Raw genomic sequence first — 17,040 nt, forward strand, 5'->3', positions numbered from 1 at the left:
CCCGCGAGCTTGAAACGCGGGTCCCGTCTTCCGGTGGGCTGGCCAGCCGACGCTCTTCCCGCGACGGCCGCGCGAACGCGCCCCCCCTTCTCCCCTCGTGGTGCTCCGTCGAAAACGTGACGGCACGGGCACCGACTCTCATCCCTTCTCCCCTCGTGGGAGAAGGTGCCCCGGAGGGGCGGATGAGGGGGCGCGCCACCCAATGCCGTCGGCTCGTAATCCCTCGCGGGCCGGGGGATGGCCACGCCGGTCGCCCCCTCATCCGGCCTTCGGCCACCTTCTCCCACGAGGGGAGAAGGGGGATAAACGGCCCCTCGGAGTTGTTTTCGACGGAGCACCACGAGGGGAGAAGGGATGTCCGCCGGCGGCATATCCATGCCTGTTTACGGCGGTTCGCGGGCTCACGCGAGCAGCTTTGTGATGACCCGGCCGCCGACGTCGGTGAGGCGTTCGTCGCGGCCGCCGTGCAGGTGCGTCAGTTTCAGGTGGTCGATCCCCATGAGGTGGAGGATCGTCGCGTGGAGGTCGTTGACGTGGGCGCGGTCGGCGATCTGGTTCATGCCGACCTCGTCGGTCTCGCCGACGATCGTCCCCCCCTTCACGCCGCCGCCGGCCATCCACATGGTGAAGCCGGTGGCGTTGTGGTCGCGGCCACGGCCCCCCCCCTGCCTCACCGGCGTCCGGCCGAACTCGCCCCCCCAGATCACGAGGGTCTCGTCCAGCAGCCCGCGACGCTTCAGGTCGGTCAGCAGGGCGGAGACGGGCCGGTCGGTCAGGCCGCACATCTTCTCGTGGTTGGCGTTGATGTCGTCGTGGGCGTCCCACTGCATGGCGACGGGGCCGCCGCCGGAGTATAGCTGCACGAACCGGACCCCGCGCTCCACCAATCGGCGCGCCAGCAGGCAGCGAGAGCCGAACTCGGCGGTGCGGTCGTCGTCCAGGCCGTAGAGCGAGCGGGTCTCGGCGGTCTCGGTGGAGAGGTCCACCGCGTCGGGCGCGGCGGTCTGCATGCGGAAGGCCAGCTCATACGAGGCGATCCGGGCGGACAGCTCCGTGTCGGCCGGGTCGAGGTCGCGCTCGTTCATGTCCCGCAGCAGGTCGAGCACCCGGCGCTGGCGCCCGGGGTCGAAGCCGGAGGCCGGCGCGAGGTTCACGATCGGCGCGGGGCCGGATCGGAGGAGCGTCCCCTGGTGGTGCGCCGGGAGGAAGCCCGAGCCCCAGCAGGGCGCGCCCCCCTCGGGCGTCCCCTCGGGCTGGGTCATGACGACGTAGGCCGGCAGGTCGTCGCTCTCGGAGCCCAGGCCGTAGGTCAGCCAGCTCCCCAGGCTGGGGAAGCCCATGAGCACGCGCCCGGTCATCATCTGGTAAAGCGCCGGGGCGTGGACGACGCTGTCCGCGACGCACGAGCGGATCAGGGCGATGTCGTCGGCGTGCCGGTGCATGTGCGGCACCAGGTCGGACATGTCCATGCCCGACTCGCCGTAGCGGCCCCACTTGCGATGCGAGGCCAGGCAGAGGGGGTCGCTCTCCAGGAATTGCCCGTTGGCCTTGCCGAAGCTCGGGGGCAGCGGCTGGCCGTCGAGCCTGGCCAGGAGCGGCTTGGGGTCGAACAGGTCCATCTGGCTGGGCCCGCCCGTCATGAACAGGAAGATGCAGCGCTTGGCCTTCGCCGGGAAGTGCCCCGGCCTGGCCGCCAGCGGGTTCGCCGCCGCGACCTCGCCGGCCCTCGCCCCCGCGCCGGCCCCCTTCTCCAGCAGCGACGCCAGCGCCAGCAGGCCGAACCCGTTGCCCGTCCGCCTCAGCCAATCGCGGCGGTTCAGCGGGTTGAGCGGCGGCGTCGCGCAAGGACCGGGGCATTCGTTCGCGTGATGGGGCATGGTTCCGACCTCGGAAGGCTTGCGGGGTTTCTCGTCGATTCTCCCGGCGACTCGACCGGCACCGGGGCCGTGACTACCGGGGCCGCTTCCTCGGGCCGCCGTCCAGCTTCCCGAACAGCCGATCGATCGCGACCTGGAAGCCGGGCAGGATGTCGCCCGCTTCGAGGACGTCGCCCGAAGCGAGGGCGCGAGGCGCGGCGTCGGGCCGGTGGACGGCCACGGTCCGCGATCGCGGGTCGACCTCCCAGACGACGAGGACGCCGGCCTTGAAGTAATCGTCCCGCTTGCGGGCCATCTCGCGGGGAGTATTCCCGTCGCTCAGGACCTCCACGACCAGCTCAGGCGCGGCCTGGGGGACCGGGATGAGCCGCGGCAGCGTATCATCCGGGAGTCGCCCCCAGGAGATGAACGCCACGTCGGGCGCGCGGAGCGAGCCGGGGACCAGCCTCAGATAGCCGTCGGCGCCGCTCACCGATCCAAGCCCGTGTTCCTCGGCGAACTCGTCGAGCAGGCGCGCGAGGAAAATGGCCAGGACCGACTGCGCATACCCCATGCTCTTTTCCACCAGGACGCCGTCGACCAGCTCGCAGAGGATCTTCTCCTGCTCGATCAGGCGGATCGCGTCCTCCTCCGTGGCCTGCCCCGGGGCCGGATTCATCAGGATCCGAGACGGCGGCACGCCACCCAAATCGTCCAGCACTTCCTGAAGCCTGCGGGAGTCCGCCCGGATATCCACGGACATGCGAATCCCCTCGGGAGCATGATCTTCGATCGACGGGCCACTTCAAGGAATATACAGGAACTCGTTGCAGTTCAGCAGGGCGAGGGCGAAGTCGTCCCAGGCGGCGGGCTCGTCGAGGGCGGCGGATTGCTCGGCGATGAAGGTGGCGGCGCGGGCGGCCTCGTCGGGGGCTGGGTCGCGGCAGAGGACCAGGCGGTAGGCGCGCCGGATCCGGCCCTCGACGTCGGGGGCCTCGCGGGCCAGGCGCTCGGCCAGGGCGTGGGCGCGGCCCAGGGCCAGGTCGCTGTTCAGGAGGTTCAGCGCCTGGAGGGCGTGGGTGCTGGTCTCGCGGCGGGGACAGGCGGTCTGGTTGTCGGGGACGTCGAACGATTCGAGCAGCGGGTAGCGGATGTTCCGCTTCTTGAACAGGTAGATCGAGCGGCGGCGGTGCTCGGCCGGGTCGGGGTCGACGGGCCAGAGGTCGACCTCCTCGAACTCGGTGAAGATGAGGTCCTTCACCTCCTTCTCCAGCGGGGCGAGGACGCCGGGGCCCCCCATCCTCGGGTTCAGCTCGCCGGAGGCCAACAGAAGGCCGTCGCGCAGGGCCTCGGCGTCGACGCGGCGGCGGTTCATGCGGCCGAGGAGGTCGTTCGGCTCGTCCAGCTCGGTCAGCGCGGCGATCGGCCGGCTCGCCTGGCGGTAGGCGGCCGAGGTCAGGATCAGGCGGTGGATCGGCTTGAGCCGCCAGCCCTCCTCGATCAGCCGCGCGGCGAGCCAGTCGAGCAGCTCGGGGTGGCTGGGGGGCTCGCCGCGGACGCCGAAGTCACTGGGCGTGGCGACCAGCCCGCGGCCGAAGTGACGCTGCCAGATCCGGTTGACGATCACCCGCGCGACGAGCGGGTTCCCGTCGTCGACCAGCCATTTCGCCAGCGCCGCGCGGCGGCCGGTGGTGGACTCGCCGGGCGCGATGGAGTCGGGGCCGAAGGCGCCCTCGCCCTGGGAGGCGAGGAGCACGCCGGGGGGCCGGGGCTCGACGCGGGGGCCCTTCATCGTCGGGTCGCCGCGGCGGAGGACGAACGTGTCGGGGGCCGTCGCGGAGGCGTCTGTCAGGGCGAAGGCGCGGGCGGGGGGCCGGGGGAGCGAGAGGTTGATCTCGTGGATCTGGAGCTTCAGCGCCTCGCGGCGGGCCTGGACCTCGGGCTCCGCGGCGACCGCCTCGGCGACGTCTTCCCAGGTGACGCGGATGGAGCTGGCCAGCCCGGCCACGATCCGCTTCTGCTCCGGGGTGCGGTCGGCCTCGGGGATCGCCAGCAGGGCCCGCTCGTCCGCCTTGAGCATCGCCTGCCGCCGCTCGGCGATGGCCGCGCGGTAGGGGGCCTCCAGCTCGGCCATCCGCTGGCGGAGCGGCGCGACCCTGGCTTCCACGTCCTTCTTCGCCGCCTCGAACGCCTCGACCTCCGAGGGCTCGGCGATGGAGGGCTCGGCCAGCTCGCCGGCGGCGAAGAAGGCCTGGAGCCGGAAGTAGTCGGTGGCGGGGATGGCGTCGAACTTGTGGTCGTGGCAGCGGGCGCAGGCGACCGTCAGGCCGAGGAACACCGAGCCGACGGTGCCGGTGATCTCGCTCAGCTCGTTCTGGCGCTTGACCTCCGGGTCGATGTTGCCGGAGACGACCTCGCGGGGCCCGGCGCGGCAGAAGCCGGTGGCGATCAGGGCGTCGCGGTCGCCGGGGGCGATCTCGTCGCCGGCCACCTGGAGGGCGACGAAGCGGTCGTACGGCATGTCGGCGTTGAGCGCGGCGACCAGCCAGTCGCGATACCGCCAGGCGTCGGGGCGGTCGGCGTCCAGCTCGAAGCCGTTGGTGTCGGCGTAGTGGGCCAGGTCCAGCCAGTGCTGCGCCTGGCGCTCGCCGAAGTGGGGGCTCTCCATCAGCCGGTCGACCAGCCGCTCGAAGGCGTCGGGGCGGTCGTCGTCCAGGAAGGCGGCGGCCTCCTCCGGCGTCGGCGGCAGGCCGGTCAGGTCGAAATGCGCCCGGCGCAGGAGCGCGACGCGGTCGGCCTCGGGAGAGTGGGGCAGCTCGACCGTCTCCAGGTCGGCGAGGATGTAGCGGTCGATCGGGTTGCGGACCCAGTCGGCGTCGTCGACCTCGGGGGGCTCGCCGGGGTCCAGGGGCAGGTAAGCCCAGTGGTCGCGCTGGTCGGCGGAGAACTTCTCGATTTTCGCCAGGGGGGCGGGCTCGTCGCCGGCGGCGAGGGCCACGACGGCGACGAGCGAGGCGAGGATCCACGGGGCGCGCCGGGGCATGTCGAACCGTCCTCCGAATCGGCCGAGGCGCGAGGAATCGCCGGCCATCTCGGCATTGTGACGCAACGCGGCGGGGCCGGCAAGGAACAATTGTTGAACCGCGGGCCGGACGAGGGGGGCGGGGGTCAGGCGGTCGCCGCGGGGGCGGATCGGATCGTGAGGACCGGGCACGGGGCCTCGCGGACGATGCGCTCGGCGACGGAGCCCAGGAGGATGTGGCTCAGCCCGGTGCGGCCGTGGGTGGCGATCACCAGCAGGTCGATCGCGGAGCCGGCGGCGTAGTCGACGATGGCCTCGGCGGGCGCGCCCCAGCAGACGGCGGTGATCAGGCCGGCGGGTGTGCCCCACTCGGGCCTGAGCACGGTCTTCAGGGCCTCCTTCGCGCGCTCCTCGTCCTGGGCGTAGAACTGGGGGGGCATGACGGGCATGAGGAGCGGGTCGGGGCCGGTGGGGATGATCTCCGAGAGGACGTGGATGACGTGCAGCTCCGCGCCGAAGCGCTCCGCCAGCCCGCAGGCGTGGCGGAGGGCCTCGTGGGAATGGGCGCTGAAGTCCGTCGGGGCGAGGATGCGGCGGAAGGTGATCATGACGGCTCTCCCGACGGGCGCGGAGGCTGGACCGGGGGCGATGGGCTCAGGAGGCGGGGCCTTCGTGGACCAGCCTCCGGAAGCGCTCGCGGAGGTCGCGGAAGATCGGGCCGGGCTGGCCGGACCCCAGGGGCCGGTCGTCGCACTCGACGACGGGGATCAGCTCGGCGGCGGTGCCGGTGAGGAAGCACTCGTCGGCCGTGTAGACGTCGTAGCGGTCCATGGTCCGCTCGATCACCGTGTATCCGGCGTCGCGGGCCAGCTCGATGACCGCGCCGCGGGTGATCCCCTCCAGGATGCCGGAGTCGACCGACGGCGTGTGGATGGCCCCCTTGCGGACCACGAAGATGTTGTCGCCGGTGCATTCGGCGACCTCTCCCTTGTGGTTGAGCATCAGGGCTTCCAGGCAGCCGGCCTTGGTCCCCTCCATCTTGGCGAGGATGTTGTTCAGGTAGTTGAGCGACTTGACCCGGGGGTTGACGGTGTTCGGGTGGCTGCGGATCGTCGCGGCGGTGATGATCTTCAGGCCGTGCTCGTACAGCTCCTCGGGGTAGAGGCTGATGGCGTCGGTGATGATGATCACCTGGGGGTCGGACGTCTTCCGGGGGTCGAGCCCCAGGCTCCCGGCGCCGCGGGTGACGACGACGCGGATGTAGGCGTCGGTCAGCTTGTTGGCGGCCAGGGTGTCGACGATCGCGCGGGCCATGTCCTCGCGACTCATCGGGATTTGCAGATGGATCGCGACGGCCGAGTCGAACAGGCGGTCGACGTGCTCCTCCAGGCGGAAGACGCGCCCGGAGTAGGAACGGATCCCCTCGAAGACGCCGTCGCCGTAGAGCAGGCCGTGGTCGTAGACGCTGACCTTGGCGTCGGCTTTGTCGTATAGCTTGCCGGCGATGTAGACCTTGGGGCTCATTCGGCCCTCCGCACCCGCGCCGAGTCGGGGCCGCGACGTCACGCACCCGATTTTATCGTAGGGACTCAGACCAGCGCGGGAACCCACTCTTCGATGCGCCCCTCGGCGAGCCTGACGACGCGGTCGGCCTGGTGGGCGATCTGTTGATCATGCGTGACCAGCATCATAGTCAGGCCGCGCTCGCGGTTCAAGTCGCGGAGCAGGTCCAGGATCCCCTGGCCGGTGGCGGCGTCGAGGTTGCCGGTCGGCTCGTCGGCCAGGAGGACCTCCGGGCGGCCGATCAGGGCGCGGGCGATGGCGGCGCGCTGGATCTCGCCGCCGGACATCTCCGACGGCTGGTGCTCCTTGCGGTGCCCCAGGCCGACGCGCTCCAGCAGCTCCTCGGCGTCGCGGCGGATCGCCGCGCGCTTCCGCATGTAGGAGAAGACCCCCTCGCGGATCAGGTGGGGCATCATCACGTTCTCGACCGCCGAGAGCTCCGGCAGCAGGTGGTAGAACTGGAAGATGAAGCCGAAGGTCCGGTTGCGGAGCCGGTCGCGCTCGCGGTCGGGGCGGTCGTCGATCCGGCGGCCGTCCAGGACGACCTCGCCGGCGTCGGGCTTGTCGAGCAGGCCGAGCAGGTGGAGCATGGTGCTCTTGCCGGACCCGCTGGCGCCGACCACGGCCACCAGCTCCCCGCGCGCCGCGGCGACGTCGACGCCGTCGAGGACGGGGACCTCGATCTTGCCCTTGCGGTAGCTCTTGCGAAGGCCGGAGGCCGCGATATGACTGGTCATCGTCCGGGTCTTCCGTGCAGGGGGACGGGGCGGGAAGGGGAAGCGACGGGCCGATCCGGCCTCACTCGAACCGCAGGGCCTGGACCGGGTGCATCCTCGCCGCGCGCCGGGCCGGCCAGACGCTCGCGCCGACGGCGATCAGGAGCGCCCCGGCGACGATCGCGATCACCGTGTGGGTCTCGACCAGGGTGGGGATCCGGTCGAAGTAGTAGATGGAGTCGTCGAAGACCTTGCGCTTGAGGACGACGCTGAGGCCCTTCTCGATCTCGTTGATGTAGCGGACGAACAGCAGGCCGCCGACCATCCCCACGCCGCTCCCCACGGCCCCCAGCAGCAGGCCGTAGCCCAGGAAGATGTTCCGCACGCCGGCCGTCGACGCCCCGAGCGCCTTCATGATGCCGATGTCCCGGGTCTTCTCCACCACGATCATCGAGAAGATCGCCAGGATGCCGAACCCGGCCACGGCGATGATGAAGAACAGCAGGATGTTCAGGATGCTCTGCTCGATCGCCACCGCCGCCAGCAGCGGCCCCTGCTTCTGCTCCCAGGTCGAGACCATGAAGAACATCGGCGAGAGCTGCTCCATCGCGAGCTGGATCTTGTCGGCCACGGCGTCCAGGTCGGCCCCCTCGCGGAGCTTGATCTGCACCTGGTTGACCGAGCCCTTGCCGTCGGACGGGCGGATCAGGTTCCGCGCCCGCTGCAATTGCTCCAGCGGGACGTAGACGTGGGTGGAGTCGTACTCGCTCATCCCGCTCTTGAAGTAGCCGACCACCGTGTAGTCGTCGGCCCCGGTCTGCGGGATCTTGGCCTGCATGGGGAACGCCAGGGCGATCTTCTGGCCGATGTCGGCGATGTAGACGTCCTCCCTGCCGTGGCCCAGGTGGACGGTCGACAGGGCGTAGCCCAGGATCGCGCCGTGGATCGGCACCTGCTCCTCCCGCTTCTTCTCCAGCCACTCGCGGGTCGACTCCAGGAACGGGTCCGGGGGCTCGTCCTCAAGCGCCTTCAGCTCCCGGCCGGCGGGGGAGCGGGCCTTGACCTCCTCGCTGACCTCGAACGAGGGGGGGATGGGGTTCCCCTCCTGGTCGAAGAGGTGCTCGGCGAAGTCGCCGACCTTGGCGCGGTCCTCGGGGTGGACGCCGATGATCTGCACGAGGCGGGTCTCGGCCGGGCGGCCGCCGCGGCTGATGCGGAGCATGCCGGGCGTCTCCATCGTCGGCGCCATCGCCACGATGTCGTCGCCCCCCACCTCCTTCACCCGCGCCATGACCTCCTCGTAGTTCCAGAACCCCTCGAACGAGCGGGATTCCACGATCACGTCGGCGAGCACGCCGTGCAGGCGGTCGCGCATCTTCTCGGCGAACCCGGCCATCACCGAGTTCACCACGATCATCGTGGCCACCCCCAGCGTCACGCTGACGATGCTCGCCAGCGCGATATACCGGGTGCGGAGATACCGCCAGCAGAGCAGGTACTTGTACACGAGGCCACCCCTTCCCTGGATCCAGCCCACGAGCCATGCGAGGGTCTTCAGTACCCCAACCCGCCCGCGCCGGGAAGGCCAGCTGGCGCGAGTCGTCGCGTTTTGGTCGGCCCGGGAACACGAGCAGCCCCGCCGAGGGGGCTCGGGCGGGGCTGCCGGGGGGCTCGATGATGAGCGGGAGGGCGGGGATCGGAGCCGCGGCGGGCCGCCTGGCGCGGGCCGGGTCCGGGGCGGTCGGGATCCCGCGACCGATTACTTCTTGCGGTGGCGGATCTTGCTGCGCATGCGGCGCTTCTTGCGACCGACCTTCCGGCGACCCTTGCCTCGACGACGACTGGCCATGCGTGCTCCTTGGTTTCCGTTGAGACCGACACGGACGCGGAGGCTCCCTCGCGGGGCGCGACCTCACGCTAGTATAACCCCTATTGTATACCGCGACGACGCCCGGCGCTCAAGCCTTCCAGTCGACCCGCGACAGGTCGGCCAGCGCCAGGATGAGGGCCTGGGTCCCCTCGCGGGCCTTGCCCTGCGCGGCGAGGGCCCGGTAGAGCTGCTCGGCCAGGGCCAGCCCCGGCATCGCCAGGCCCATCCGCCGCGACTCCGCCAGGGCGATCCCCATGTCCTTCAGGAAGTGCTCGACGAAGAAGCCCGGGCCGTAATCGCCCGCGATCATCCGCGGGGCGAGGTTGCTCAGGCTCCACGACCCGGCCGCGCCGGTGGCGACGCTCTCCAGGACCGTCGTCGGGTCCAGCCCGGCCTTGTGGGCGTACAGCAGGGCCTCGCAGACGCCGACCATGTTGGCGGCGATGAGCGTCTGGTTCACCATCTTCGCGTGCTGCCCCGCCCCCGGCCCCCCCTGGCGGACGATCGCCTTGCCCATGACCTCGAACAGCGGGCGGAGCGAATCCACGGCCGCCTCGTCGCCGCCGATCATGATCGACAGCCGCCCCTCGCGCGCCCCGACGTCGCCGCCGGAGACCGGGGCGTCAAGCGCGACGACCCCCTTCGCCGCCGCCGCCTCGGCGATCTCGACGGCCAGCGACGGCTCGCTGGTGGTCATGTCGACCACCGTCGCGCCGGGCCGGGCGGCCGAGAGGACGCCGCGATCGCCCAGGATCACCTCGCGGACGTCGGCGGGGTGGCCGACGATCGTGAAGACCACGTCCGAGCCCGCGGCGACCTCGGCCGGCGACCCGGCGAGCGTCGCCCCCCTCGCGACCAGCCCCTCGGCCTTCGCCGGGGTGCGGTTGAAGACCGTCGCCGAGTAGCCGGCGTCGATCAGCCGGCCGCACATGGACGAGCCCATGACGCCCGTCCCGACCCAGCCGATCCGCGTCCTCCCCGGTCCGATCGTCGCGGCCATGCCGTCGCCCCCTCGCCTCGCGGCCTTGAGCCCCCGTGGAGCCGGCCGATACAATCAGCCTTTCAATCGGGCGCCCCGACGACCCGCGACGGTCGACGCTCCCCGACGGGCCGATTATAGCCGGGCGTCCGCCGCGAGACAGGCCCCGGCGGCTCGGCCCATCCTCCTCGACGACGGCAAGGGACGAAATGCAACCTTCACTGATCCAGAGCTACCTGTCCGGCAAGTCGGCCGGCGAAGTCTCCCCCGCGTTCCTGGCCTACCTCGCGAGCCTGGAGACCGTCGCCGGGGTCGCCCCGGAGGTCGCCCGCGCCATCGTCGCCGAGCTGGCCGACCAGCGGTCGAACGTCAAGCTGATCGCCAGCGAGAACTACTCGTCGCTGGCGACCCAGCTCGCGATGGGGAACCTGCTGACCGACAAGTACGCCGAGGGCGTCCCCCACCGCCGCTTCTACGCCGGCTGCGACAACGTCGACAGCGTCGAGGACCTGGCCGACGCCCGCGCCCGCGAGCTGTTCGGCGCCGAGCACGCCTACTCCCAGCCCCACAGCGGCGCCGACGCCAACATGGTCGCCTTCTGGGCCATCCTCCGCGCCCGCGTGGAACTGTCCAGCATGGCCGAGGTGCTCGGCCTGGAGGACGCCTCCAAGCTCGCCCCGGACGACTGGACCAAGATGCCCGTCGAGCAGTGGAACAAGGTCCGCCACGCGCTCGGGAATCAGCGCCTGCTGGGGCTGGACCTGGCCTCCGGCGGCCACCTGACGCACGGCTACCGGCTGAACGTCTCCGGCCGGATGTTCGAGCCGCACACCTACGCCGTCGACCGCGAGACCTCGCTACTGGACTACGACGCCATCGAGCGCCAGGCCGTCGAGATCAAGCCGCTGATCCTGCTGGCCGGCTTCAGCGCCTACCCGCGGAACATCAACTACCGCCGGATGCGCGAGATCGCCGACAAGGTGGGCGCGGTGCTGATGGTGGACATGGCCCACTTCGCCGGCCTGGTCGCCGGCAAAGCCCTGACCGGCGACGAGGATCCGGTCTCCTTCGCCGACGTGGTGACGACCACCACCCACAAGACCCTGCGCGGGCCCCGCGGCGGCCTGGTCATGTGCAAGAAGGAGTTCGCCGAGCACGTCGACCGCGGCTGCCCGCTGGTTTTGGGGGGCCCCCTGCCCCACGTTATGGGCGCCAAGGCCGTCGCCTTCACCGAGGCGCTCAAGCCCGAGTACCGCGCCTACGCCGCGCGCATCGTCGAGAACTCCCGCGCCCTGGCCGAGGCGTTCGTGAAGGTCGGGCTCAAGGTGATCTCGGGCGGGACGGACAACCACATCGTGCTGGTCGACGTGGCCTCCACGCTGGGCATCACCGGGCGGCAGGCGGAGAACGCGGTGCGTCGGTGCGGGATCACGCTCAACCGCAACACGATCCCGTTCGACCCCAACGGCCCGTGGTACACCAGCGGCCTGCGGTTCGGCACCCCCGCCGTCACCACCCTGGGCATGGGCCCGGACGAGATGCGCGAGATCGCCGAGGTCGTGAAGCTGGTCCTCACCAACGTCGTCCCCGGCGAGTCCAAGACCGGCGGCAAGGACAAGGCCAAGTACACGCTCGACGCCAGGGCCGAGCAGGAGGCCAGCGACCGCGTGGCGAAGCTGCTCGGCTCGTTCCCGGTCTACCCGGAGCTGGACCTGCCGCTCCTCCAGTCCCACTTCGGGGCGAAGTGAGCCGATGAGCAACGACCCGATCGTCGAGCTGGACCCGAAGGCCCTTCGGGACCGGCTCGACGCCGGCGAGCCGATCACGCTGCTGGACGTGCGCGAGCCCGACGAGCGCTCGTTCGCCGCGATCCCCGCGCCGGCCGACGCCGACCGCGACCTGTTCATCCCCATGCGCGAGGTCCCCGGCCGCCTGGACCCGATCCGCGCGGCCCTCGCGCGCGGCCCGGTCGTCGTCTACTGCCACCACGGCGTCCGCTCGATGCACGTCGCCCGCTGGCTGGCCGCGAACGGGCTCCCCGGCGTCCTCAACCTCCGCGGGGGCGTCGACGCCTGGTCCCTCGAAGTCGATCCGGGCGTCCCGCGGTATTTCTGATCGACCCGCCATGGGATGATGGCGACGCCGGCCCCATCGGCGTCCTCGGGAGAATCGCCATGAAGCGCCTCGCGCCGCTGCTCGCCCTCCTCCTGGTCGCCGCCTCGGCCCGCGCGGAGGGGCCGTCGACGTTCCGCAACCCGTTGAAGCGGAGCGGGGCCGACCCGTGGCTGTTCTTCCACGACGGCTGGTACTACCTCTCGGCGACGAACGCCCGCGACGTGCGGGTCCGCAAGGCGCGCCGGCTGGCGGACCTGAAGACGGCCGAGGATCAGGTCGTCTGGCGGGAGGACGAGCCGAGCCGCAGCCGCGACCTGTGGGCGCCCGAGTTCCACCGGCTCGACGCCGGCTCCGGCCCGCGCTGGTACATCTACTTCACCGCCGGCGACGGCCGCGAGCCGGCGCACCGGATGTACGTCGCGGAATCGGCCGGCGACGACCCGATGGGGCCGTATACCTTCAAGGCCAGGCTCCTGACCGACCCCAGGGACGAGTTCTACGCGATCGACGGCACCGTCCTGCCGATGCCGGACGGCTCGCTCTACTTCGTCTGGTGCGGGCGGCCGAGCCCGTCGGGCCAGGGCCTCTACATCAGCCGGATGACGAACCCCTGGACGCTGGAGGGGCCGCGGCTCTACCTGGACGTCGACGGCCTGGGCTGCGACGTCGTCCGCGAGGGCCCCGTCGCCCTGCGCCGCGGGAATGAGGGGCCAGTCTTCCTGGTCTACTCCACCTGCGGGGCCGACACCCCCGACTACAAGCTCGGCATGCTCTCGATCGCCCCCGACGCCGACCCGATGAAGCCCGAATCGTGGCGCCAGCACCCCGAGCCAATCTTCCGTCGCGACGACGAGGCGGGGGTTTACGGCCCCGGGCATTGCTCGTTCTTCAAGTCGCCCGACGGCCGGGAGGACTGGATCGCCTACCACGCCAAGCACGGCGCGGCCATCGGCTACGCCGACCGTTCCGCCCGCGCCCAGAAGATCGACTGGGCCGACGACGGGACGCCGGACCTCGGCGCGCCGATCGGCCTGGACGTCGACATCCCGGCACCCTCGGGCGAGCCGGCGGACTGAGCATGCCTCCAAGGCCGCGTGGGCGTTCCACCTTCGGAAATGTGTCGGCCGTGGCGGCGTAACCTCCCGGAAGGCTCCGCCACGTCGAAAAAAAGATGCTCCACGCGACGGCCGGGGCCGATATTTCCCCGGTCAAGTCATTGTCGGAACAGTCCTTGCGTCCGATGGCCCCGGTCGCGCCCCGATGGGCGTGGGCCGGGAGACGGGACCCATGGGCGCGAGCCCGGATTGACCGGCGGCCCGCCGGCTCGTATCCTTCGCGCCAGTCCGGTCCAGCCTCCTCGTCCTCGATCCTCAACCTTGCCACCGGCGTCCCGGTCCCCCTGGATCGCGGGCGGGTCGATCCTCAACGCTCCGGCGCTCCTCCCGTTCCGAGGGGACGTTGATGAGAAGAAAGCTTTCGAAGAGGTGGAAGGTCGCCGCGGTGCTCGGGGGCCTGGCGCTGCTGGCGCCGGTCGCCGCGTGGCTCGCGCTGACCTACGAGCCGGGCTACTATCGCGCGATGGTGCCCCTGGCGCTCTCGCCCGAGCAGATCGACAAGAGGTCGCGGCGGTTCGTCGCCCAGAGCCTCCAGCTCCACAACGACATCTGCAACGAGCCGACGTGGGAGGCCGTCTTCTCCGACGAGGAGGTGAACGCCTGGCTCGCCGACGACCTGGTCACCCACTTCGCCGACCAGCTCCCGCCGGAGGTCAGCGAGCCCCGCATCCTGTTCGAGTCCGGGCGCGTCGTCCTGGCGTTCCGGCTCGACCGGGGGCTGCTCTCGCCGGTCGTCACGGTGGTCGCGAGGCCCCGGATCCCGGCCGACAACACCGTCGAGCTGACCCTGGAGAAGATCCGCGCGGGGATCCTCCCCGTCCCGGCCGACCAGGTGCTGGACCGGCTCATCGAGCGCGGGCAGGCCTACGGCGTGGACGCCGACTGGCGGAAAGTCGACGGCTACCCCGTGATGCGGCTCCGCTACACCCCCAGCCTCAGCCGCGAGGACGTCCGCCTCGACGACGTCGACGTCCGCTCCGGCCAGATCCGCCTGGCCGGGCGCTCCGACCGCGCCCGCGGCGCGTTCCTACGGCCGACTCTCCCCTCGCGCCGGATCCTTCAGTCCACGTTCCCCAGGGAGACCTTCCAGACCGCCCCCGCCGGGACCGTCTCGTCGCGGAGGGGCATCCTGATCAGGAGGACCTCCCCGACGAGCTGACGTCCTCGGAGCCGGACGCGAATCCGTCCCTCGTCCTCCCCCTCGGACCACTCGATCACCCCGTACTCCCCACCGTCCACCCGCCGCACCGACCCCCGGTCGCCGGAAATCGGCCCCTCGTAGTCGAGGTAGACGAGCCGATGGTCGGGGAGTGGCCGCCCCAGCCTCTCGACCCCGAGGGCGGGGACGCCGTCGAGCGCCCACGTCCGGAGCACGCCGCCGCGTTCCAGGAGGAGGTCCCAGTGGACCCCATCCCAGGAGTGCTCCAGCAGGGCGAAGCGCGGGGCGGGTTCGCCGGGCACGGCCGGGCCTCCTCGACCGGGCCGGGAGATCGTTGTAGGCTGGAAGATCGGCCCGCGCCGACCCCAGCCGATCCCGCCTCGCCCTCGTCCCGATGGTAAGCTGTGGGGTGACGAAGCGACAGGGTCCAGAGCCAACCCCCCGGAGCCGCCCGCGGTGAGCCCCAAAGAAGTCCTGGCCCAGATCCGTCAGCGCGAGGTCACCACGGTCGACCTCCGGTTCATGGATTTCCCGGGCGTCTGGCAGCATTTCTCCATCCCGGCCGACGCCCTCACCGAGGAGACCTTCGAGGAAGGCATCGGCTTCGACGGCTCGTCCGTCGTCGGCTGGCGGGCGATCAACGAGGCCGACCTGCTGGTCGTCCCCCAGCCCGAGACCGCGCTCGTGGATCCGTTCATGGCCGAGCCCACGCTCACCATGATCTGCAACATCCACGACCCGATCACCCACCAGGACTACACCCGCGACCCCCGCAACATCGCCGGCAAGGCCGTCTCCCACATGCGGAGCACCGGCATCGCCGACGTCTGCCTGATCGCCCCGGAGCTGGAATTCTTCGTCTTCGACGACGTCCGGTTCGACCAGCGCCCCAACGAGGCGTTCCACCACGTCGACTCCGTCGAGGGGGCGTGGAACCGCGGCCGGGCCGAGTCCCCCAACCTGGGCTACAAGCCCGGCTCCGGCCTGGGATACTTCCCCTGCCCCCCCACGGACAGCCTGGTCGACCTGCGGTCCCAGATGGCCCGGCGGATGGGCGAGTGCGGCATCGGCGTCACCTCGCACTTCCACGAGGTCGCCACCGGCGGCCAGTGCGAGATCGACCTGGAGGCGCGCGACCTGATGGAGGCCGCCGACCAGGTCATGGTGGCCCGCTACATCATCCGCAACGTCGCCCATCGCGGCGGCAAGACCGCCACCTTCATGCCCAAGCCCCTCTTCGGCGACAACGGCTCCGGGCTGCACACGCACCTGTCCCTCTGGAAGGACGGCGAGCCCCTGCTGGGGGGCCACCACTACGCCGGCCTGGGCGACCTGGGCCTCTACGCGGTCGGCGGCCTTCTCAAGCACGCCGCGGCCCTCTGCGCGTTTGGCAACCCGACGACCAACAGCTACAAGCGGCTCATCGAGGGCTTCGAGGCCCCGACCAAGCTGGCGTACAGCCGCCGCAACCGCGCGGCGATCGTCCGCGTGCCGGTCTCGGGCGCCAGCCCCCGGAGCCGTCGCATCGAGTACCGCTGCCCCGACGCCGCGGCGAACCCCTACCTGCTGTTCTCGGCGATGCTCATGGCCGTGCTCGACGGCGTGCAGAACAAGATCCTCCCCGGCGACCCGCTGGACAAGGACGTCTACGACCTCCAGCCCGAGGAGCTGGCCAAGGTCCCCGCCGTCCCGCGCTCGCTCCACGACTCGCTCAACGCCCTCCGCGCCGACCGCGAATTCCTCCTCCGCGGCGACGTCTTCACCCCCGACGTCATCGACACCTGGATCTGGTACAAGCAGACCTACGAGGTCGAGGCCCTCCGCGTCCGCCCTCATCCCTACGAGTTCACACTCTACTACGACGTGTGAGGGGGAGGGTCGGCGCGGCGTCGAGCCACATTCTCAAGGATTGCCCGGTACTGGGCCTCGGTGGCCCTGAAGTTCGTCCCGCGGAGTCGATCAATGGCGTCCTCGATGGCGAGCAGGCCCCGGACGGCCGCTTCCTCGAGCAGGTTCGGAGTTCCCGCAATCGACATCCCCCGGTCCCTGGCGGCCCGCCGCGCGGATCGATCGTCCAGGAGCACCCAATCGGGGCCCGTCTCCATGGCGAGGGAGAGCGCCTCGGCCTCGCCACGATGGAGGTTCGGGGGCAGCCCCGGATCGATCCGCGTCGGGGCCTCGACAACGACCCATGGAGGGAGCGATCGCACCCAGGCCCGGACGACGTCCGGGGCGCGGTGATGGCTCATCTCCGAGACGATGGCCGGCGTGATGTACACGGTCGTGAACAGGGAGGGGAGGACGCCTTCGGCCTCGATCAGGATCAGATAATTCAGCGGCGTCGTGTCCGAGACCGCGATCATCACGTCCGGGCGCGGCCGAGCAGGCCGCGTTCCTCGCGGATTTCCTCGGCGCTCACGTCGAGACCCACGCCGTACCGCTTCAGGAGTCCGTCGGTCTCATAGCGGCCGAGGGCGAGCGCCTCGGCCAGTTGGCGATGGGTGATCTCACCCTCGCGGAAGAGATCGATCAGCAGGGCCTCCCGGGCCCTCTCACCGAGTTCTCCGGGGGGCCGACCAAGCTGGCGCTCGATGTCCTGGGGGATGTCGAAGGTGATCGTCATCCGGATGACCTCCGTCGAAAGG

General features: G+C 70.9%; 16 protein-coding genes. 5 read left to right on the forward strand and 11 right to left on the reverse strand.

Annotated elements, in window-relative coordinates:
- Nucleotides 1–401: 401 nt before the first annotated feature.
- From WG209_RS13295 to WG209_RS13330, 8 genes are all read right to left on the reverse strand, one after another.
- Nucleotides 402–1,877 carry a DUF1501 domain-containing protein gene (locus tag WG209_RS13295; protein ID WP_337175537.1) on the reverse strand — a complete coding sequence of 492 codons (1,476 nt, stop codon included), beginning with the start codon at nt 1,875–1,877 and terminating at the stop codon, nt 402–404.
- A gap of 73 nt (nt 1,878–1,950) precedes the next feature.
- Complete coding sequence (locus WG209_RS13300; protein ID WP_337175538.1) at nt 1,951–2,619, reverse strand: Uma2 family endonuclease; 669 nt, start codon at nt 2,617–2,619, stop codon at nt 1,951–1,953.
- 42 nt (nt 2,620–2,661) lie between these two features.
- Nucleotides 2,662–4,899, reverse strand: coding sequence for a DUF1553 domain-containing protein (locus WG209_RS13305; RefSeq protein WP_337175539.1), 2,238 nt, complete (start codon nt 4,897–4,899; stop codon nt 2,662–2,664).
- Nucleotides 4,900–5,024: 125 nt separating this feature from the next.
- Nucleotides 5,025–5,486: a universal stress protein gene (locus WG209_RS13310; protein ID WP_337175540.1), complete on the reverse strand. Its 462-nt coding sequence runs from the start codon at nt 5,484–5,486 to the stop codon at nt 5,025–5,027.
- 46 nt (nt 5,487–5,532) lie between these two features.
- A complete protein-coding gene (gene ilvE, locus WG209_RS13315; RefSeq protein ID WP_337175541.1) occupies nt 5,533–6,402 on the reverse strand; it encodes a branched-chain-amino-acid transaminase in 870 nt (289 codons plus the stop codon).
- 65 nt (nt 6,403–6,467) lie between these two features.
- Entirely contained in the window at nt 6,468–7,178 is a 711-nt protein-coding gene (locus WG209_RS13320; protein WP_337175542.1) for an ABC transporter ATP-binding protein, read from the reverse strand.
- Nucleotides 7,179–7,239: 61 nt separating this feature from the next.
- On the reverse strand, nt 7,240–8,664 hold the full coding sequence (locus tag WG209_RS13325; protein WP_337175543.1) for an FtsX-like permease family protein: 1,425 nt from the start codon (nt 8,662–8,664) through the stop codon (nt 7,240–7,242).
- A gap of 451 nt (nt 8,665–9,115) precedes the next feature.
- Nucleotides 9,116–10,027: an NAD(P)-dependent oxidoreductase gene (locus tag WG209_RS13330; protein ID WP_337175544.1), complete on the reverse strand. Its 912-nt coding sequence runs from the start codon at nt 10,025–10,027 to the stop codon at nt 9,116–9,118.
- A 188-nt stretch (nt 10,028–10,215) separates the two neighbouring features.
- Here WG209_RS13330 and WG209_RS13335 point away from each other — a divergent pair, with 188 nt between their 5' ends.
- The 4 genes from WG209_RS13335 to WG209_RS13350 all read left to right on the forward strand — a co-directional run bounded on the left by WG209_RS13335 (nt 10,216) and on the right by WG209_RS13350 (nt 14,395).
- Complete coding sequence (locus tag WG209_RS13335) at nt 10,216–11,754, forward strand: glycine hydroxymethyltransferase (RefSeq protein ID WP_337175545.1); 1,539 nt, start codon at nt 10,216–10,218, stop codon at nt 11,752–11,754.
- A 4-nt stretch (nt 11,755–11,758) separates the two neighbouring features.
- Nucleotides 11,759–12,121, forward strand: a complete 363-nt coding sequence (locus tag WG209_RS13340; protein ID WP_337175546.1) for a rhodanese-like domain-containing protein — start codon at nt 11,759–11,761, stop codon at nt 12,119–12,121.
- Nucleotides 12,122–12,180: 59 nt separating this feature from the next.
- Nucleotides 12,181–13,197, forward strand: a complete 1,017-nt coding sequence (locus WG209_RS13345; RefSeq protein ID WP_337175547.1) for a glycoside hydrolase family 43 protein — start codon at nt 12,181–12,183, stop codon at nt 13,195–13,197.
- A gap of 385 nt (nt 13,198–13,582) precedes the next feature.
- Nucleotides 13,583–14,395, forward strand: a complete 813-nt coding sequence (locus WG209_RS13350) for a hypothetical protein (protein WP_337175548.1) — start codon at nt 13,583–13,585, stop codon at nt 14,393–14,395.
- On the opposite strand, the gene WG209_RS13355 is transcribed toward WG209_RS13350, so the two are convergent.
- Nucleotides 14,296–14,697, reverse strand: coding sequence for a DNA polymerase ligase N-terminal domain-containing protein (locus WG209_RS13355; RefSeq protein ID WP_337175549.1), 402 nt, complete (start codon nt 14,695–14,697; stop codon nt 14,296–14,298). The genes WG209_RS13350 and WG209_RS13355 overlap by 100 nt on opposite strands.
- A 154-nt stretch (nt 14,698–14,851) precedes the next feature.
- On the opposite strand from WG209_RS13355, the gene glnA reads away from it, so the two are divergent.
- A complete protein-coding gene (glnA, locus tag WG209_RS13360; protein ID WP_337175550.1) occupies nt 14,852–16,264 on the forward strand; it encodes a type I glutamate--ammonia ligase in 1,413 nt (470 codons plus the stop codon).
- Here glnA and WG209_RS13365 read toward each other — a convergent pair.
- Entirely contained in the window at nt 16,252–16,758 is a 507-nt protein-coding gene (locus WG209_RS13365; protein ID WP_337175551.1) for a hypothetical protein, read from the reverse strand. The two genes, glnA and WG209_RS13365, sit on opposite strands and share 13 nt — an antisense overlap.
- On the reverse strand, nt 16,758–17,018 hold the full coding sequence (locus WG209_RS13370; RefSeq protein ID WP_337175552.1) for a UPF0175 family protein: 261 nt from the start codon (nt 17,016–17,018) through the stop codon (nt 16,758–16,760). Before WG209_RS13370 ends, WG209_RS13365 begins: the two co-directional genes overlap by 1 nt.
- Nucleotides 17,019–17,040 lie beyond the last annotated feature (22 nt).

It is taken from the genome of Paludisphaera sp. (assembly GCF_037189885.1).
Taxonomy (GTDB): Bacteria; Planctomycetota; Planctomycetia; order Isosphaerales; family Isosphaeraceae; genus Paludisphaera.

Bases quoted from the DNA above. Each gene is read 5' to 3' on its own strand.
- WG209_RS13300 (WP_337175538.1), bottom strand. From the start codon at position 2,619: ATGTCCGTGGATATCCGGGCGGACTCCCGCAGGCTTCAGGAAGTGCTG.
- WG209_RS13335 (WP_337175545.1), top strand. From the start codon at position 10,216: ATGCAACCTTCACTGATCCAGAGCTACCTGTCCGGCAAGTCGGCCGGC.
- WG209_RS13350 (WP_337175548.1), top strand. From the start codon at position 13,583: ATGAGAAGAAAGCTTTCGAAGAGGTGGAAGGTCGCCGCGGTGCTCGGG.
- ilvE (WP_337175541.1), bottom strand. From the start codon at position 6,402: ATGAGCCCCAAGGTCTACATCGCCGGCAAGCTATACGACAAAGCCGAC.
- WG209_RS13295 (WP_337175537.1), bottom strand. From the start codon at position 1,877: ATGCCCCATCACGCGAACGAATGCCCCGGTCCTTGCGCGACGCCGCCG.
- WG209_RS13365 (WP_337175551.1), bottom strand. From the start codon at position 16,758: ATGATCGCGGTCTCGGACACGACGCCGCTGAATTATCTGATCCTGATC.
- WG209_RS13310 (WP_337175540.1), bottom strand. From the start codon at position 5,486: ATGATCACCTTCCGCCGCATCCTCGCCCCGACGGACTTCAGCGCCCAT.
- WG209_RS13305 (WP_337175539.1), bottom strand. From the start codon at position 4,899: ATGCCCCGGCGCGCCCCGTGGATCCTCGCCTCGCTCGTCGCCGTCGTG.
- WG209_RS13370 (WP_337175552.1), bottom strand. From the start codon at position 17,018: ATGACGATCACCTTCGACATCCCCCAGGACATCGAGCGCCAGCTTGGT.
- WG209_RS13330 (WP_337175544.1), bottom strand. From the start codon at position 10,027: ATGGCCGCGACGATCGGACCGGGGAGGACGCGGATCGGCTGGGTCGGG.
- WG209_RS13345 (WP_337175547.1), top strand. From the start codon at position 12,181: ATGAAGCGCCTCGCGCCGCTGCTCGCCCTCCTCCTGGTCGCCGCCTCG.
- WG209_RS13320 (WP_337175542.1), bottom strand. From the start codon at position 7,178: ATGACCAGTCATATCGCGGCCTCCGGCCTTCGCAAGAGCTACCGCAAG.
- WG209_RS13340 (WP_337175546.1), top strand. From the start codon at position 11,759: ATGAGCAACGACCCGATCGTCGAGCTGGACCCGAAGGCCCTTCGGGAC.